The 16,803-nt window shown below is 37.5% G+C and carries 13 protein-coding genes; 9 read left to right on the forward strand and 4 right to left on the reverse strand.

Going from position 1 to position 16,803, the window contains the following annotated elements:
* The first annotated feature begins 36 nt into the window (after positions 1–36).
* The 9 genes from BLT95_RS01995 to BLT95_RS02035 all read left to right on the forward strand — a co-directional run bounded on the left by BLT95_RS01995 (position 37) and on the right by BLT95_RS02035 (position 11,638).
* Positions 37–1,677: a TldD/PmbA family protein gene (locus BLT95_RS01995; protein ID WP_089664398.1), complete on the forward strand. Its 1,641-nt coding sequence runs from the start codon at positions 37–39 to the stop codon at positions 1,675–1,677.
* Between the two features lie 29 nt (positions 1,678–1,706).
* Entirely contained in the window at positions 1,707–3,020 is a 1,314-nt protein-coding gene (locus BLT95_RS02000) for a TldD/PmbA family protein (RefSeq protein WP_089664399.1), read from the forward strand.
* Positions 3,021–3,234: 214 nt separating this feature from the next.
* A complete protein-coding gene (locus BLT95_RS02005) occupies positions 3,235–3,855 on the forward strand; it encodes a DUF4159 domain-containing protein (protein ID WP_089664400.1) in 621 nt (206 codons plus the stop codon).
* Positions 3,856–3,865: 10 nt separating this feature from the next.
* Complete coding sequence (locus BLT95_RS02010; protein WP_089664401.1) at positions 3,866–4,864, forward strand: MoxR family ATPase; 999 nt, start codon at positions 3,866–3,868, stop codon at positions 4,862–4,864.
* A gap of 5 nt (positions 4,865–4,869) precedes the next feature.
* Entirely contained in the window at positions 4,870–5,766 is an 897-nt protein-coding gene (locus BLT95_RS02015) for a DUF58 domain-containing protein (protein ID WP_089664402.1), read from the forward strand.
* A 1-nt stretch (position 5,767) separates the two neighbouring features.
* Positions 5,768–7,066, forward strand: a complete 1,299-nt coding sequence (locus tag BLT95_RS02020; protein ID WP_089664403.1) for a BatA domain-containing protein — start codon at positions 5,768–5,770, stop codon at positions 7,064–7,066.
* A 50-nt stretch (positions 7,067–7,116) separates the two neighbouring features.
* On the forward strand, positions 7,117–9,282 hold the full coding sequence (locus BLT95_RS02025) for a tryptophan-rich sensory protein (RefSeq protein ID WP_231896395.1): 2,166 nt from the start codon (positions 7,117–7,119) through the stop codon (positions 9,280–9,282).
* Positions 9,272–11,023, forward strand: a complete 1,752-nt coding sequence (locus BLT95_RS02030; protein ID WP_089664405.1) for a hypothetical protein — start codon at positions 9,272–9,274, stop codon at positions 11,021–11,023. The genes BLT95_RS02025 and BLT95_RS02030 overlap by 11 nt, the downstream gene beginning before the upstream one ends.
* Before the next feature lie 390 nt (positions 11,024–11,413).
* Positions 11,414–11,638 (forward strand): CDGSH iron-sulfur domain-containing protein, encoded by a 225-nt coding sequence (locus BLT95_RS02035; protein WP_089664406.1) that lies wholly within the window; start codon positions 11,414–11,416, stop codon positions 11,636–11,638.
* Positions 11,639–12,142: 504 nt separating this feature from the next.
* Here BLT95_RS02035 and BLT95_RS02040 read toward each other — a convergent pair.
* The 4 genes from BLT95_RS02040 to BLT95_RS02055 all read right to left on the reverse strand — a co-directional run bounded on the left by BLT95_RS02040 (position 12,143) and on the right by BLT95_RS02055 (position 16,735).
* Positions 12,143–12,904, reverse strand: a complete 762-nt coding sequence (locus tag BLT95_RS02040) for a DUF481 domain-containing protein (protein ID WP_157718004.1) — start codon at positions 12,902–12,904, stop codon at positions 12,143–12,145.
* A gap of 257 nt (positions 12,905–13,161) precedes the next feature.
* The gene (locus BLT95_RS02045; RefSeq protein WP_089664408.1) at positions 13,162–15,003 is read right to left on the reverse strand and encodes a PLP-dependent transferase; all 1,842 of its coding nucleotides are present in this window, start codon (positions 15,001–15,003) and stop codon (positions 13,162–13,164) included.
* A 169-nt stretch (positions 15,004–15,172) separates the two neighbouring features.
* Positions 15,173–15,655 carry a hypothetical protein gene (locus BLT95_RS02050; protein ID WP_089664409.1) on the reverse strand — a complete coding sequence of 161 codons (483 nt, stop codon included), beginning with the start codon at positions 15,653–15,655 and terminating at the stop codon, positions 15,173–15,175.
* A 345-nt stretch (positions 15,656–16,000) separates the two neighbouring features.
* Positions 16,001–16,735: a hypothetical protein gene (locus tag BLT95_RS02055; protein WP_089664410.1), complete on the reverse strand. Its 735-nt coding sequence runs from the start codon at positions 16,733–16,735 to the stop codon at positions 16,001–16,003.
* Positions 16,736–16,803: the final 68 nt, after the last annotated feature.

A 16,803-nucleotide genomic window follows, 5' to 3' on the forward strand; every position in this document is an offset into this window, starting at 1 on the left:
AAATAATTTATTCAATCAAGAAACAGATAAGTTTTTATGGAAAGAAGAAAATTTGTTCAATTAGCGGGTCTTGGAGCGGGAGCTTTTATGTTTCCAATGCAGTTCATGGGTAAAGATATTCCTGCGGAAGCACTCCTTGAACCCGGAATGGACGTGGCAATAAAAAAGAAAATGGCAGATATAGCTCTTAATACAGCTAAATCTTTAGGAGCATCTTATGCCGATGCCAGAATAGGCCGTTATCTAAATCAATATGTTTTCACCCGTGAAGATAAGGTACAGAATGTGGTAAATACAGAATCTTTTGGTATTGGTATCCGAGTTATTGCCAATGGTACCTGGGGGTTTGCTTCTACCAATGAAGTAACCGAGGATGGAATTAAAAAAGCGACAGATCAGGCTGTGGCCATTGCCAAAGCCAATTCTATGATTCAAAAGGATCCGGTGAAACTGGCTCCGGTAGAATCTTACGGGGAAGTTTCCTGGAAAACTCCAATCAAAAAAGATTTCAAAGAAGTTCCGGTTTCAGAAAAGGTAGATCTTCTTCTGGATGCAAACGCTGCAGCTATGAGCAATGGAGCAGATTTTGTGAATTCAGCTTTATTTATGGTGAATGAGCAAAAATATTTTGCATCTACCGAAGGTTCTTATATAGACCAGGATATTCATCGTATCTGGCCAACTTTTGGTGTGACAGCCATAGATCGTGCTGCTGGTAAATTCAAATCCCGGGATGCTATGAGTGCGCCTATGGGAATGGGGTATGAGTATATGGATGGTCTGGAATCTGAAAAACTGGAAGGACCTGCTGGTCTTAAATTATATCGAAATAGCTACGATATTGTTGAAGATGCGACTTTGGCTGCTAAACAGGCTAAGGAAAGACTTACCGCTAAATCTGTAGAACCGGGTAAATATGACCTGGTGCTAGAACCTAATCATTTAGGTTTAACCATTCATGAGTCTGTGGGGCATCCATTAGAACTGGATAGGGTACTGGGCTATGAAGCTAATTATGCGGGAACCAGTTTTGCTACTTTAGATAAGTGGAAGTCTGGTGACTTTAAATATGGTAGTGATATCGTGAATCTGGTAGCCGATAAGGTGCAGCCGAATTCGCTGGGTGCTGTTGGATATGATGATGAAGGTGTTAAAACCAAAGAATGGGATCTGGTTCGGAATGGAATATTAACCAATTACCAGGCAATTCGTGATCAGGTACATATGATAGATCAAAATGAATCTCATGGTTGCTGTTATGCACAAAGTTGGAACGATGTTCAGTTTCAGCGTATGCCAAACGTTTCCCTGGAGCCAGGTAAAGAAAAATATAATATAAACGACATGATCAAAGATGTGGAGAAAGGAATCTACATCGCCGGAAGAGGATCTTATTCTATAGATCAGCAACGTTATAACTTCCAGTTTGGTGGTACCGTTTTTTATGAAATAAAAGATGGTAAGATCGTGGGGATGTTAGATGATGTGGCTTACCAGTCGAACACTCAGGAGTTCTGGAATTCGTGTGTGAAAATTTGTGATAAAGATGATTATCGCATGTTTGGTTCTTTCTTCGATGGAAAAGGCCAGCCATCTCAGGTAAGTGCAGTTTCTCATGGTAGTTCTACCGCCAGATTTAATGGCGTAAATGTGATTAATACGGGTAGAACGGTTTAAACTATTTTCTAAATTAAGATCTTATAAAAATGGCAATATATACAAAAGAAGAAGCAAGAAAACTGATGGAAAAAGCCCTGAGCTTTTCTACCGCAGATTCTTGTGAAATCAATATGGGTGGAAGCGAGAGCGGTAATATTCGCTACGCCAGAAATACTGTAACCACAGCAGGCCACCGGTCTAACCAGACTCTAGCGGTAACTTCCAGTTTTGGTAAAAAATCTGGAACTGCTACTATAGATGAGTTTGACGATGAATCATTGGAAAAAGTGATTAAACGAGCGGAAGAACTGGCAAAATTATCACCGGAGAATCCGGAATTTATGGAGCCGCTTGGACCTCAGAACTATCAGGAATCAAAAAGTTTTATTGAAAGTACAGCGAATGTTCAACCGGCATATCGGGCCAAAGTTGCGGCAAGTAGTATAGAACCAGCTTCGGCAAAAGATGTTACTGCAGCAGGGTTTTTACAGGATTCAGCAGGCTTTAGTGCAAAAATGAATTCAAACGGATTGTTCGCTTATAATCAGTCTACCAATGTAGATTTTACAGTTACGATGCGTACCAACGATGGTACTGGATCTGGCTGGGTGACCAGGGATTACAATGATATCTCAAAATTTAATCCTGATGAAGCGGCGAAAGTGGCGATAGATAAGGCAGTAATGTCACGCGAAGCAAAAGCTATAGAACCGGGAAAATATACGGTTATTCTGGAGCCTGCTGCGTCTGTAGATTTACTGGGAAATATGGCAGGATCATTTAACGCTCGTACGGCAGATGAAGGACGTAGTTTTATGTCTAAAGATGGTGGCACCAAGATGGGACAGAAGATCGTTGATGAACGCGTAAATATATGGTCAGATCCATTACATCCGGAAGTTCCAACTTCTACCTGGAATGGTGATGGTTTGCCTCTAAAGAAAATGAAATGGATTGAGGATGGAGTGGTCAAAAACCTTGCTTATAGCCGTTTTTGGGCAAAGGAAAAAGGAGTAGACCCTGTGCCGTTTCCAAGTAATTTTATCATGGAAGGTGGGGATGCTTCAAGAGAAGAACTTATTAAAAGCACTAAAAAAGGAATTTTAGTGACCAGGCTTTGGTACATACGTGGTGTAGATCCTCAAACTTTACTTTATACAGGTCTTACCAGGGATGGAACTTTTTATATTGAAAACGGGGAGATTAAATATCCCGTTAAAAATTTCAGATTTAATGAAAGTCCGATAATTATGCTGAACAATTTAGAAGAATTGGGAGAGCAGGTTCGTATTGACGGAAATTTAATTCCGTATATGAAGATCAGGGACTTTACATTTACCAGCTTGTCTGATGCTGTTTAGAATTAATTAAATTTTTAAACTGGTTGTTTTGATTCTGTCTTAACAACCAGTTTTTATTTATGATATTTCCCCTCACCCAGAACTGCAAAAAAAAGCAGTTCTGACCTCTCCCATGGGATAGGTAAAGAGGAAACCCTACCTTTGCAGGCCCAGGCAGGCCCGAGGCTGAGCCGTAGGGGAATTATATAGAGTAAACATTTTAAATTAAGATGTTGTGAGCAATGAGTTTTTCTTTACCAGGCTGCAATATGAGTCGGGAGATTGGGACGTAGATCAGCGAATGCCTTCTAATTTGCTTAATTCCCTGGTAGAATATACTACGCTGAGAATTGATAAACAGGAAAATATTGTTCCCCTGGCGAGTGATGAAATATTCAGTTGTCCCTTTTGCTATATTTCAGGTCATAAACTGGTGCAGTTTACCAAAAAAGAGAAAGAAAACTTCAAAAAATATGTGGAAAATGGCGGATTCGTTTTTGCAGATGACTGCAATCATGATATTGATGGGTTATTTGCTAAATCTTTTGAGCGACAGATGGAGGAGATTTTTGGCTTTTCAGCATTAAAAAAGATTCCCAATAATCACGAATTATATTCTATATTTTTTGAATTTGAAGATGGTCCGCCTACTACTTCACAAGAGCTAAATGGCTGGGGAGACGACCTGGTGCATGATTATTTAAAGGCCATAGAGATGAATGGAAGGATTGGCGTTTTATATAGCAATAAAGATTATGGCTGCGAGTGGGATTACGATTTCCGGAACAAGCGCTGGTATAAAATAGATAATACACGGTTTGGGGTTAATATAGTGATGTATGCCTTAACCTCATAAATTTAAAAATATGGAGAAAGACCTGGAAATTTTGGAACGGGAGGTAGAAAGCCTTACCGGGAAACTTAAGGATTTAAAGCAGGAAATTGGTAAAGTAATTATCGGTCAGGATGAAACGGTAGAACAACTAATAATAGCTTTTCTGGCAGGTGGACATATCTTGCTGGAAGGCGTTCCGGGACTGGCAAAAACGCTGATGATCCGAACCCTTTCACAGGCAATAGATCTCAAATTCAGAAGGATTCAGTTTACGCCAGATTTGATGCCATCAGACATTATTGGAACTGAAATTCTGGAAGAAGACCATAGTACGGGAAAGAAATTTTTCAAATTTAATAAAGGACCCATTTTCGCTAATATTATCCTTGCAGACGAAATTAACCGTACCCCACCTAAAACTCAGGCGGCTCTATTGGAAGCCATGCAGGAATTTGAAGTGACTTATTCCGGGCAGACCTATAAACTGGACAGGCCTTTCTTTCTGCTTGCCACACAAAACCCAATTGAACAATCGGGAACTTTCCCCTTGCCGGAAGCACAGCAGGACCGGTTCTTATCGTATATAAAGATCGGTTATCCTTCTGAACATGAGGAAACCGATATCTTAATGCAAACTACCGGAATTAAGTCGGAAAAAGTAAATCCTGTCCTTAATGGGGATGAAATCCTGCGGTTACAGGAACTTGTTCGGGAAGTGCCTATTAGCGAGGATCTGGTAAAAACTGTTAGTAAACTGGTACGCTCCACCAGGCCGGAAACTACCAGTAACGATTATGTGAAAGAATGGGTGAACTGGGGTGCAGGTCCTCGAGCCGGACAGGCCATGATCCTTACGGCAAAAGCACGGGCTTTAGTTTACGGCAGGCTTGCGGTCACTTTGGAAGATTTAAAGCATGTAGCTTTACCGGTTTTACGACACCGTACCATAGTGAATTTTAAAGCCGAAGCAGAAGGAATTACTTCAGATGACGTCACCAGACATCTTTTAAAATCGATTACTAACTCATAGGTAAGGTGAAAACGGAATATCAGCAATTATTAAAGCCAGAAGTGATAAATAGTGTTTCGGGATTGTCACTAATTGCCCGGGTAATTGTAGATGGATATTTACACGGGCAGAATCACAGCAGACGGGTAGGAGCGGGAATGGAATTTAGCCAGTACCGTGGATACGAACCCGGCGATGATTTACGGCGATTAGACTGGAAAATGCTCGCCCGTTCCGGAAGATATTATATAAAACAGTCTGAAATTGAAACCAATATCACGGTAAAATTTATAGTAGATTCTAGTAAATCCATGCTTCATGAGGAAGATGGAATTTCTAAAATGGATTATGTGAAAGTCCTAGTAGCTTCTTTGTCTCATTTATGCCAGAACCAGGGAGATGCGATAGGGTTATTTGCGTTGAACGATCAAAATTTGAGAAGTGTTTTTCCAAAAGTTCAGAAGCAACATTTTAATCGACTTTTACTGGAGCTAATCAATATTAAAACCGAAGGAAAATGGCCAGAAGATCCTTCCATAATTGAAAAAATTCACGCCAGAGGTGAGAAGGAACTAATTATTCTTATTTCTGATATGTATGAAAGAGGAGCTGAAATAACAAATTTGATCAAGAAGCTGAAAACTTCCCGAAACGAAGTGGTTCTATTTCAGATTATTGGAAAAAGCGAAATGGATTTTGATTATAAAGGCAGTCTTACTTTTGAAGATTTGGAAACCGGACAAAAAATTAAAATAGATGCTGCGAAAGCGAAGCAGGAATACTTGGAAGCACTCAGAAATAAGATCAGTGCTGTTAAAGATGAATTGCTGGCCAGTGATATAAGTTATCATCTTTTTAGGATGGATGAAAATATTGGTCAGGTGTTGCAGACATTTTTAAAGAAAAGGAATAGGTTAGTTTAATATGGTTTTTCTCAACCCTACATATTTATGGGCATTATTAGGGCTTGCCGTCCCCATCGCCATCCATTTATGGAGTAAAAAAGAGAGTAGGACCATTAAAATGGGGAGTATTCAGTTTTTTAAGGAATCAGATCCTAAAAAAACAAGCTCCATCAGCATCAATGAATGGTGGTTGTTAGTGCTCAGAATACTAATAATTGGCATTTTAGCATGTATTCTTGCTGAACCAGCTTTACAGAAGAAAAAGAGTAAAAATGCGGTTGTCTATCTTATAGAACCATCCATAGCTTTGGATGCAGATTTTAAAGATCTGGTAGATTCTCTGGATTTGGATCACGACTTAAGATTACTTCAAAAAGGATTTCCAGACCTGGAAAGAGAAGATTTGGATTCAGCCAATAATACAACTCCTGATTACTGGCAACTGTCTAATCAAATGGAAAAATTATCGGCAGATAGTATTGTTGTCTTTACCCGAGCATTGGTTGCCGGAATTAAAGGCAAGCGACCAGAGATTAATAAAAAAATCAACTTGATCATTGTAAACTCGGAAAATTCGAAATCCGTACCTGTGGAAGCCAGGAGAAAAGAAAATGGAGTTCAGTTAATTTCAATGTTGAGTGATGATAAGCATATAAAATTTGAAAAAGAAATTGTTTCTGAAAACGACTCCAGGTTCGAAATAAATAATGAAGTAGATAGTGTAGAAGTAACAGGAGCCAATGAAAATCATCGTTTAGCTTTGAAAGAGGAAATCGAGATCAATGTCCAGTTATTTTATTCGGATAGTCTGACTAAGGAAGCACATTATATCGAAAGTGCATTTTCGGCAATTTCAAAATATTTAGATGCTGACATCAAACTTTCGAAGACCAGAAACAGAGACAGTTTAAAGATTAAGGAAGGCAATCCTCTTATCTGGTTGAGCGACGAATCACCAGTAAAAAGCTCCGGATCCTTACTTATTTACCGGCCAGACAGTCTGGCGAATGCATTGATTGAACCCGGAGCATACAAAAATTCATTTTATCTAACCAGCCCTATAAACGCTGAAAATATCGTAGAAAAGCATCTGGCAGAAAAACTGATTGGTTTTCTTGATCTGCACAAAGGAATAGATCAACAGGTTCAAAAGAACGATACCCGCGTAATGGACAGGGTAGCTTTTTTACCGATAGAGAACTTAGCGAAAATTGAAAAAAATCAACCGGTTACAACCTCTGTTTCTTATTGGTTCTGGATAATACTGGCGATATTGTTAATAGGGGAACGGGCATTGGCGGCTTATAGAAAACAGTGAAAAATACAGGCATCAACATATTGAACAATTTTAAAAAGCGATGGCAGCTATTGCTTTGGCTGAAAATTGGATTGTTTGCTATTGGACCTGCTGTACTGGTATTTTTTATTCTGTATAGTCCGTTATGGGCAATTGTGGTTTTTCTAGCGTTATTCGGATTGCTGACTGTTTTTATAAAACCCTGGACCATAAGTTTAAATAAGGTCAGCAATTCTGTAGATCATCAGCTGAGCAGCATAGAAAACAGTTCAGGCTTGTTATTAATGCCAAACGAAAAGCTTTCAGGAGTTGCCAGGCTTCAGCAAATAAAAGTCAGTAAGGAATTAGAGAAACATAGCGAAGAAATTAAGACCGGCGTAAAATTTGGCAAGGCAATAATATTCAGTTCTGTTTGTATCGGAATAGGTTTTATTATTTATCAGTTTCAGCTTTTTGAAGTCTCACCAAACCTGAATTCTCCTGCAGAACAGGAAGAAATTATCAGTTTTAAACCTATGGATTCAATAGTAACAGAATCCGTTCCCCCTAAGCTGGAAGAGCAGCAACTCATCATTACTTATCCGTCTTATACCAATATTGCTTCTTTTACCACTTCACAAATGAATGTGAAAGCAGTGGAAGGTACACGCCTGACCTGGAAATTAAAATTTGATAGAAAACCAGACAGTGTGGTGATGGAAAGCATGGAGAATCAATATCCTATGGAGTGGAGTAATGAAATATATACCAGAAGTTCTACGATAACAGCCTCTGGATTTTACAATTTTAGATTTAGAGATGAGCAAAATACCTCCTACACATCAGATCTATATAGCATTGAAGCTTTTGAAGATCAAAGTCCAGTGATTGTTATCAATAATTTGAAGCAGTTTGCGACTTTTAAAATAGATGAAGAAAAGAATATTTTTCTTGAAGCCTTACTGACCGATGATTTTGGTTTGGGGAATGCTTATATAATAGCTACCGTCAGCAAAGGCAGCGGAGAATCGGTAAAATTCAGGGAGGAAAAATTAAATTTTAAGGAAGCTATAATAGCCGGGCGAAAAAAACAGCGTTTATCGAGAACAATAAATTTAGATGCCTTAAAAATGGAAGCTGGTGATGAACTTTATTTTTATGTCGAAGCTCTGGATCTTAAGCGTCCCAGGCCAAATAAGGCCAGAAGTGAAACTTATTTTGCGGTGATCCAGGATACGACAACAAATAGTTTCACCGTGGAGGGAAGCATGGGGGCAGATCTTATGCCGGAATATTTCAGAAGTCAGCGGCAATTAATTATCGATACTGAAAAACTGATTGCAGATAGACAGAAATTATCGAAAGAAGAATTCAATAGCGAAAGCAACAACCTGGGCTTTGATCAGAAAAGTTTACGTATAAAATACGGACAGTTTATGGGTGATGAGACCGAAGGTGTTACGGAGGGGCAAATTGCGGAGGAAACATCTGGAAATGAATCTGATCACGACGATCCTTTAGCTGAATACACGCATGATCATGATGGAGATAATGAGCATAATCTTGTGGAAACCGAAGAAACGCATGAGGAAGAGGATTCTAACAATCCATTAAGCGAATACTTGCATAATCATTATGATCCTGAAGAATCCACGCTCTTTAGTAATGCCCTGAAAAGTAAATTGCGACAGGCTCTAAACATCATGTGGGATGCAGAATTGCACCTGCGTATGTACGCACCTGAAAAATCACTGCCTTATCAATATAAAGCCCTGGCGTTAATCCAGGAAATAAAGAATTCCGCGCGTATCTATGTGCATCGAATTGGGTTTGATCCGCCGCCTATAAAAGAAGAGGTGCGATTAACCGGAGAACTGGAAGAGGTTTCCAGTTTCCGAAAGAAGGAAAATCTGGAGGAAACAGATGCTAATAAGGCCATGCGGAGAGCAATTGGAAGGCTAGAAGAACTAATGAAAAACCCGGAAACGATTACGGAAGAAGATAAAAAGCTCTTTGAAAATGCGGGTGACGAACTTGCCATTATTGCCATTAACCAACCTGGAAAATATTTAAAAACGTTGCAACAACTAAAGTCCCTGACGGGGAATATTAAAATTTCTGAGCAAACACTGAATGAGGTGCAGCGCATTTTACTGGAGGCCGTATCCCAATTAGAACCAAATCCTGCTAAGAAAATGAGATTTGAGGATCAATTAAATAAAATGGTTTTGGAAGAACTGGAGAGAAATGATAGATAACCTTAGCTTTTCAAATATCGACTGGCTGCTTCCGGTATGTATTTCTGCGATTTTGATCTGGGTGATATTCATCTGGAAAGAATGGTATGTTTCCAAAAAGAAAAGGTTCTTTTTAAAGACTTTTCTGGCATTTTTAGCAATTGGTTCCCTGGCATTGATAGCCTTAAAACCGGTTAAGATAGTGGATGCTGAAAAGAACAAGGTGATCATCTTCACGCCAGGTTATAAAGAAGCGCAACTGGATAGTCTACAAAATGAAACCAAAAAACTGGAAGTTATAAATTACGAGCCCGGTAAACCTCTTTTTACAGAAGATGATAGAATAACTTCCGCTTTTATCCTGGGTCATGGTATTGCTTCTTTCGATTTATGGCAATTCGACGGAATTTCATCCAGATTTTTATCTGCTGCTGGTCCAGACGGAGTGACTAAGTTGCATTATAAAGGAATAAACTCAATAGGAGATTCTTTTGTTTTACAGGGCAACTATAAAAATTCCAAAAATGGAAATAGATTAATTTTAGAGGGACCGGCAGGGCGAAGCCTGGATTCTATTTCGTTTGATAATCCTGGAGTACATTCTTTCAACTTAAAATCTGCTTTAAAGGCTAAAGGCAACTTTCTCTATTCTTTGGTTGAAAAAGATTCCACAGGGAATTTACTCACTTCAAATCCGGTTCCGGTAAAAGTAAAGGATCGGCAGGTTTTAAAAATTTTGATACTAAATGCATATCCTACTTTTGAAACCAAATATTTGAAGAATTTCCTAGCGGAATCAGGACACGAAGTTGTGGTAAGGAGTCAGCTTACCAGGGGCAGGTTCAAATTTGAATATTTTAATACGGAGCGAGTAACAGTAAACAGCATATCTGAAGAAATTCTCGAAAATTTTGACCTGTTGATCATTGATGCAATTGAGCTGAGAAATATGGCTGGACGTGCCCGCGATAACCTAAAAATAGCGGTGAAGGAGCAAGGTCTGGGGATATTTATTCAGCCTGATTTAAACTTTTTTAATTCCCCGGGGAAATTTTCTGAACTTAATTTTGCAAGCACCCAAAACTCCGAATTCAGGATGGAAGAATGGCCAAAGGTTCCAATTGAAACCTATGCCTTTGCTATAAATGATGAATTTATGCTTCAGGCAATACATGAGTCTGATGGACATATAATTTCAGGTTACAGGAAAGTTCAAAATGGGCGAATTGGCACCAGTGTATTTCAGGATACTTATAAATTAATACTGGAGGGGAATACTGAAGCTTATCAGGCCTTATGGTCTCAAATTATTACAGATCTCTCCAAAACAGAGGAGCCAGATATGGATTGGAGCAGCAATTCTTTTATGGCTTATGCAAACGAACCTTTTTCATTTAAAATAAGAACCTCTATTCAGGATCCGGAAATTATGGATGATCAAGAAAATGAAATTCCCATAAAGGCTGATATAGATATTCCCACGCTTTGGACTGGGACTAATTTTCCAAGAGAAGAGGGGTGGAGGTATCTATTCACGAGTCGGGATAGAATTTCCAAGTTTTATTATTACACCGGTAATACCAAAGACTGGACTTCACTAAGAGCTCAGAAGACCATGCAGGAGAACAAGAGGTATTTCAATTCAGAATTAAAAGATAATCAGCTTCAAAAGATACAGGAACCTATAAATCTAATATGGTTCTATATTGTTTTCCTTTTAAGCATTGGTTTCTTATGGCTTGAACCTAAAATTAGCAGTTGAGCAAACTTATTTCAGAAATAATAATTTAAAATAAAGCTTTTACCTTCTTACAAGCTGACCTGACTAGTTTGACATTTGTATATTTGAGAATCCAAATTTCTTTCAGTAGGGATAATTAAAACCTGAATGGTTTTTAGTAAAAAATGAAAACTGATACTCATTCAAATAAACTGATTTCCTTGTATTGGGTATTCTAAATAGAAAATACTAATTAAAAAATTGTTTGTCCGTAAAGTTTCCTAAACCGAAAAATGACGTCATTCTGAACTTGTTTCAGAATCTCATTTTGATATAAACAAATGCTATATTGAGACCCTGAAATAAATTAAGGGTGACGAAAGAAGCTTATAGGACAGAAAACAGATATACATATTAAAAAATAAAAAAAAAATGGCTAAAACAACATTAAAAGTAAACAATAACGGTTCTGTCGTAGTAAGCGGTGATTTCGAGATCGTAGACAAGGAGGGAAATATATACGATCTTGGAGGAAGGGAACTGGTTTCCATTTGCCGATGTGGACTTTCCCAGAACAAACCATTTTGCGATGGAGCACATAGAAAGCATTTTGAACACGAAGCCGTAGCTTTTGCCCTGCCTCCAATGAAAAAATAGACATAGTTAAATACAATTACAAGTTTGTAAGGAAGCTGTCTAAAAAGTCCTTATTTCGTCAAGCTGAGACCCATGATAAAAAATTATCTAGCGTTGGAAATTGACATATTTCATTAAGATACTTGTTCATTTTTTCCATTGATGAAAAAACGAACCAAAAAAATCTAGGCTTACGAAACTCTATCTAAATTTATCGTTCAGCACCTAAATTTTAGGAACTCGCCATTGAGATGTGTTTTTAAAGAAATTTTTTTAGCTCAAACAGCCTAAAATTTTACGGTGCTTACACTTCAAATTTTACGATAAATTTTCGATAGGCCGGGGAAATGGAGACTCTTAAAAATTAAGTATTTAACTTTATGATTACTAATTTCAGAAATACGTCAATAGTAAATTGATTCAGCTTCTAGGTGCTTTTGATTTTTAATTAGTTAAGATCCTGAAATAAATTCAGGATGACGTTTCCTCGACTTTTTAGACAGCCTCCTTTTTTATTGCTGAAAATTAAAAGCTAATCCCTATTCCAAAATTGAAATTAGAGGTGTATTCCCGGCTACCTAGAGGTGTTTCACTATCCAGATAATAGTTGAAAAGGGCAAAGACCTTAAACCAACTGGATAAAGGTACATCCATTCTAAATTGTTCCAGAATACGATAATCTCCAAAATCTTCGTATAATGGCTGGTAATACAGCGTATTTGCTAAAGAAAAACGCTTCGATTTTGGGAAGTAGGAAAGACTCAGGTAAGTACTATTTCGGTGATTGTATTCTGTGGTGCCAGCTTCATCACTATGTTCTACTTCATAAAGGTAACTGTTGCCGGCATAACCGGTGAAATTTTCCCTATCAACCCATTTTATACGAATTCCCAGGCCCAGTAGATTTCGTTGTTCCACCACCAACAATTGGTTGTATTGACCCTGAATAAAAGCTTCCAGTCTAAGCAATGCCGAAAGTTTATAATTAAATCTACCATGAAGGAACCAGGAATTTTGGAGGTTTTTTTCTTCTGAATCAATCAGCTTATAATTACCCAGCAGTAAGTATATTTTTTTCAGGTCTTTAGACTTAATCTGAGAAGTAAGTGTGGCGTCCAACTGGTTAACCTCAAGACCATCATTATTGGTATGGTTAAATGAAAAGTCGGCAGTTAGTACAAAGCGAATAGAATCTGTTTGCATACGCCTGGACTCGATATTTACCAGTTGCGCACTTAGGTAGCCGGGAAGTAATGCTAATAAAAGAAGGCAGAAGCTTTTCTTCATGCTTTTTTTTGGAGTAAAGTTAGAAAAATGAAATATTTTAAAACAGGAACATTTTAACTCTTGCAAATTATAGGAAATCATACTTCCTATTCAGCCCTGTTCTGTTTCAAGAATTTGGAACTAATCAAAATAATATTAATTCTGGTGAACTTCTTTGGGAAAAAGAGCATTTTTTAAGTAGTAAAAATCCAGATTGAATCTTACCAAACACATGGTTAAAATTACATTCCGGATTCTCTTAAAGCTTAGGCGTCAATCTAAATTTGCGCTACAAAATCTGAAAACACTTTTTTGTGCAATTCCAGATTAAGCTCTGGAGAAACAGAAACACGGGCTATATAATCTTTATCGGCTTCTTTGGTAGTACCTTGTGTAGAAGTAGCGGGAATGGTCCAGTAACAACCTTTTAACTGACCATAGCTTACACAATATTTACTTTCCTCGGGTATCCTGGTAATCATCATTTTGATCAGTTTATGATTAAGCTCTCTTTTATAAGCTTCTCTTTCTTCAGAAGTATCACCTTTGGTAGGAAGATCCAGAGAAAACACAGAAGGAGTAAAGCCTTGCTTCGCGAGTTCTTCTGAAACAAAATTTATCTTCGCTTCCGGTAAAGTAGCCTTGATGAAATTCACAAATTCACGTGTGTTTTTGTATGCATCTGTAATTCTCTGGTTCATGGAGGGCAGTTGCTCGGCCAGTATTTCTACCTGAAGAGCTGTGGCTTCATTATCGCAAAGTTGTAAATGCTTATCAATTTTGTCCAGTAAACTATCCGCTTTTTTATTTGCTATACAATAGCCGGCGGTACATCTTCCGCCGCTGGGGAATTTGGAGCCGCTCACGTATGAAATAGTCCTGATAGATGAAAGAATTCCATTTTCACCACAAAACTGAACATTTGGGCAGAAAGTCTGATCTAAAATAAATACAGGATCTACCGCTGTTTCTCCAGAGGAAGTTTTACGTTCTTTTTTAAGAACATCTCTTAAATTTTCGAGGTTTGGAACTTCAACTCTTGGATTAGTTGGAATTTCAGCAATTATAAAAGGCACCGCATCTTCCCTGGCAACCAACTCTAAAACTTTATCGGTACTGTTTACCATATCGTTGGCACCATCTACCGGTAAATCCATGATTTCTACATTTTCCAGGCAGGCGGCAACCCGTCTGGCCTGGTCATTCGTTCCACCGTAGCAATTTGGAGGTACTATGATTTTAATAGTTTTTCCCGGATGTTTTTCCTGCGCTTCATCTATAAGCCCCATCATAATGGCATACTGTACAGATAATCCACAGGAACCAAGAAGCACCTTGGAGCTGGTAGCAGTGATCTTCTGTACTGAGTCGATCACACTTGCTTTATTAGCTTCATACTTATTATCTTTCTTAGGAGAAGTTTTTCCTACTAATTTATTCAAAGCAGTAAAACAATCTGCCGGGGTCATTGAAATTGTTTCCCTTCTTCTTACATGCTGAATTTCGGAAATATAAGATTCATTCTCTGTACCATTTACTATGAGAATGCTTCCAAGTTCAGCCTGCAGACTAATATAAAAGTCGATATTTGAAGAGAGCTCCAGAGCATTCAGACCGTCCTGTTCAGAAATAAAAATAGTGCTGCCGTCAAATTCAGGGATATCCTCTGAGTTTTCAACTTGCTTTACCTCAAAATTATAAGCGTAGACACGTTCTATAGCTTCAAAATCGAAACATTCAGGAAGCTCATTGGTATAGCATATCTGAGTATTTTTATTTGCGAAAAGATTCTTTCTTAACACGGCTAGAACCGGAATAGTTTTAGATGAGAAACTGATCACATGTTCCGGTTTGATATCATTCAATTTTGAGATTCCCCATTCCAGCACGGTCGATAAAGGATGCCCTAATCGAATATAATCGTAGGCTGTGGGCAGTTCACTTAATGCTGATCTTTCAGAATTATTGTTTTTATATAAGTTTTCAAAATGTTCAAGGAATTCTGTCTTGGCCAGTTCTTCGTTATAAATATCCAGTCGGTGAGTGGTTAGTTTCAACCAGTCTTCAGGCATATTTTCTAATACATTTTCTATATAGATTGTCACTTTTTGCTCTTTCATAATCTCTGTTTTAGATCGGCGGGAATATAAATGAATAAGATTATTTCAGAAAGAAATTTGAGTTCGTTTTCTCATTAATTTTTATTTAAATGAATGGAATATTTTTCGGTCTATATAATTATTGAAGATAGTGTCGACTAACATTTATTACCCATGTCTTTCTGATATTTTAAATGCCATGCAATAAGCCATCCATCTTTTTATAAACTCCTTCCAGAGTATTCTTCCGGGAACATTTAGCAGTAGAAATTTCCGAATCTTTTAATTCAATAGAAAGTTCATTTTTCGTAAAATTGATAAAAATCGTTTTCCCTTTTATTTTACCAGTGTACAGCTGAGCACTTTTTTTGAAGAATATTTTCTGAAATACATACGCTGCGGATTTTTTTTTCTTGTAGAAGTGAGCTTTTACCAGAATTTTTTCAGTACCGATAAAGCTTATATTGATCACTTTCCTGTAAAATTCTTTATCCTGGGAAACTTCAGAAATATATTGGCCGGCGATAAATGCTTTTTTACCGTCATTCTTTCCTTGAAATTCAATGATTCCTGGGATTTTAGGTATAACAATTTCTGAATCACGGGTATGTTTTCCGCATCCTGAAAGAAGAATGATAATTGCTCCTGTATATAAGAATTGCTTAAACTTCATGTTAACATTAATTCGATCCTGATTGCTTTAAACGGAATTAAGGCTAATAATGAAATAACCTTAATAAATTATATCAGGAGGTGTGGCATTCTAAAATGTTGCTTATTATCCTTATGGCTATCTTTCTTCATTAAAGAATAATTAATAGAGTGTGAATTGAGGAGTGGGGGTCTTTTTGAATCTAATTCTAGATACTCAACTTTTTTGATTGATTTAATGACCCCTTTTTACTTTCTATGATAGCAGAAAATAGTTGCTATTTCAGGGATATTGTCAAGCCTGTTTGATGAGAATAGACTTTACAGAGTTGAAACGGTTCATGTACTCAAATAGATTTTTGAGATATTAATTACTCATATCAGAATTTAGTTTGTAGGTATAAGACCAGCTATTTTCTAAGGTTTTGAACCACTTTTCCCAAAGGGCTGCCGCTTTTTCTTCTCCTACAAGATCTGTATAGATTTTTGCCGGGCTATCTCTTTCAACATCCATTTCGGCATATTTATTAAATGGATATGCAAAGATAAAATCTGCTGTCTCTGGACCACCGAATTTAATATTATACCATTCCCCCCGTGGAGCATCTTCTTTACTTTTTATAGCTTCGGTTACTGTGGAAACTACCTCTTCAAAAAGATATTCCTTATGGACTTGGTAATAGGTGACATTAATATATTTAGGGGTTGCCGACGAGTTACTGCTCAACTTTGGTATATGTCGGGCAATTCTTGAACTTACTTTTTCAATATGCGGCATTATCAAATTGATCAGCGTAATATAACATGCTTTACTGGACGGATCTTCTTTATCCATTTCTGCCCAATTAGTCATATTACCAGACATGATATAGAAATTACCTTCTCCCTGTTGCCGGTGCCACATGTTCCAATTTTCTTTACCATTATTTTCCAGGTAACAAGCTTTCCAGGCTTTAACCCCTTCTATAAACTGGGCGTGATGACCTTGTTTTACCGTAATTTCACTGGTGGTTAAAATTTCACCTTCATTTTCCTGAGCATTTAAAATACTCATGCTAAAGATTGCTGCAATAATGGCTGTAAAAATTTTAATAGTTCTCATACGTTATTTTTTGGTTGATACATAATTCAGTGTAACTCTAAATAACTAATAATCAGAGATTAAAATAA

The organism is Gramella sp. MAR_2010_147 (assembly GCF_900105135.1).
Taxonomy (GTDB): domain Bacteria; phylum Bacteroidota; class Bacteroidia; order Flavobacteriales; family Flavobacteriaceae; genus Christiangramia.

Excerpts from the sequence above, each read along its gene's own strand:
- BLT95_RS02045 (WP_089664408.1), bottom strand. The coding sequence starts at position 15,003 with ATGAAAGAGCAAAAAGTGACAATCTATATAGAAAATGTATTAGAAAAT.
- BLT95_RS02035 (WP_089664406.1), top strand. The coding sequence starts at position 11,414 with ATGGCTAAAACAACATTAAAAGTAAACAATAACGGTTCTGTCGTAGTA.
- BLT95_RS02040 (WP_157718004.1), bottom strand. The coding sequence starts at position 12,904 with ATGAAGAAAAGCTTCTGCCTTCTTTTATTAGCATTACTTCCCGGCTAC.
- BLT95_RS02030 (WP_089664405.1), top strand. The coding sequence starts at position 9,272 with ATGATAGATAACCTTAGCTTTTCAAATATCGACTGGCTGCTTCCGGTA.
- BLT95_RS01995 (WP_089664398.1), top strand. The coding sequence starts at position 37 with ATGGAAAGAAGAAAATTTGTTCAATTAGCGGGTCTTGGAGCGGGAGCT.
- BLT95_RS02020 (WP_089664403.1), top strand. The coding sequence starts at position 5,768 with ATGGTTTTTCTCAACCCTACATATTTATGGGCATTATTAGGGCTTGCC.
- BLT95_RS02055 (WP_089664410.1), bottom strand. The coding sequence starts at position 16,735 with ATGAGAACTATTAAAATTTTTACAGCCATTATTGCAGCAATCTTTAGC.
- BLT95_RS02010 (WP_089664401.1), top strand. The coding sequence starts at position 3,866 with ATGGAGAAAGACCTGGAAATTTTGGAACGGGAGGTAGAAAGCCTTACC.
- BLT95_RS02000 (WP_089664399.1), top strand. The coding sequence starts at position 1,707 with ATGGCAATATATACAAAAGAAGAAGCAAGAAAACTGATGGAAAAAGCC.
- BLT95_RS02050 (WP_089664409.1), bottom strand. The coding sequence starts at position 15,655 with ATGAAGTTTAAGCAATTCTTATATACAGGAGCAATTATCATTCTTCTT.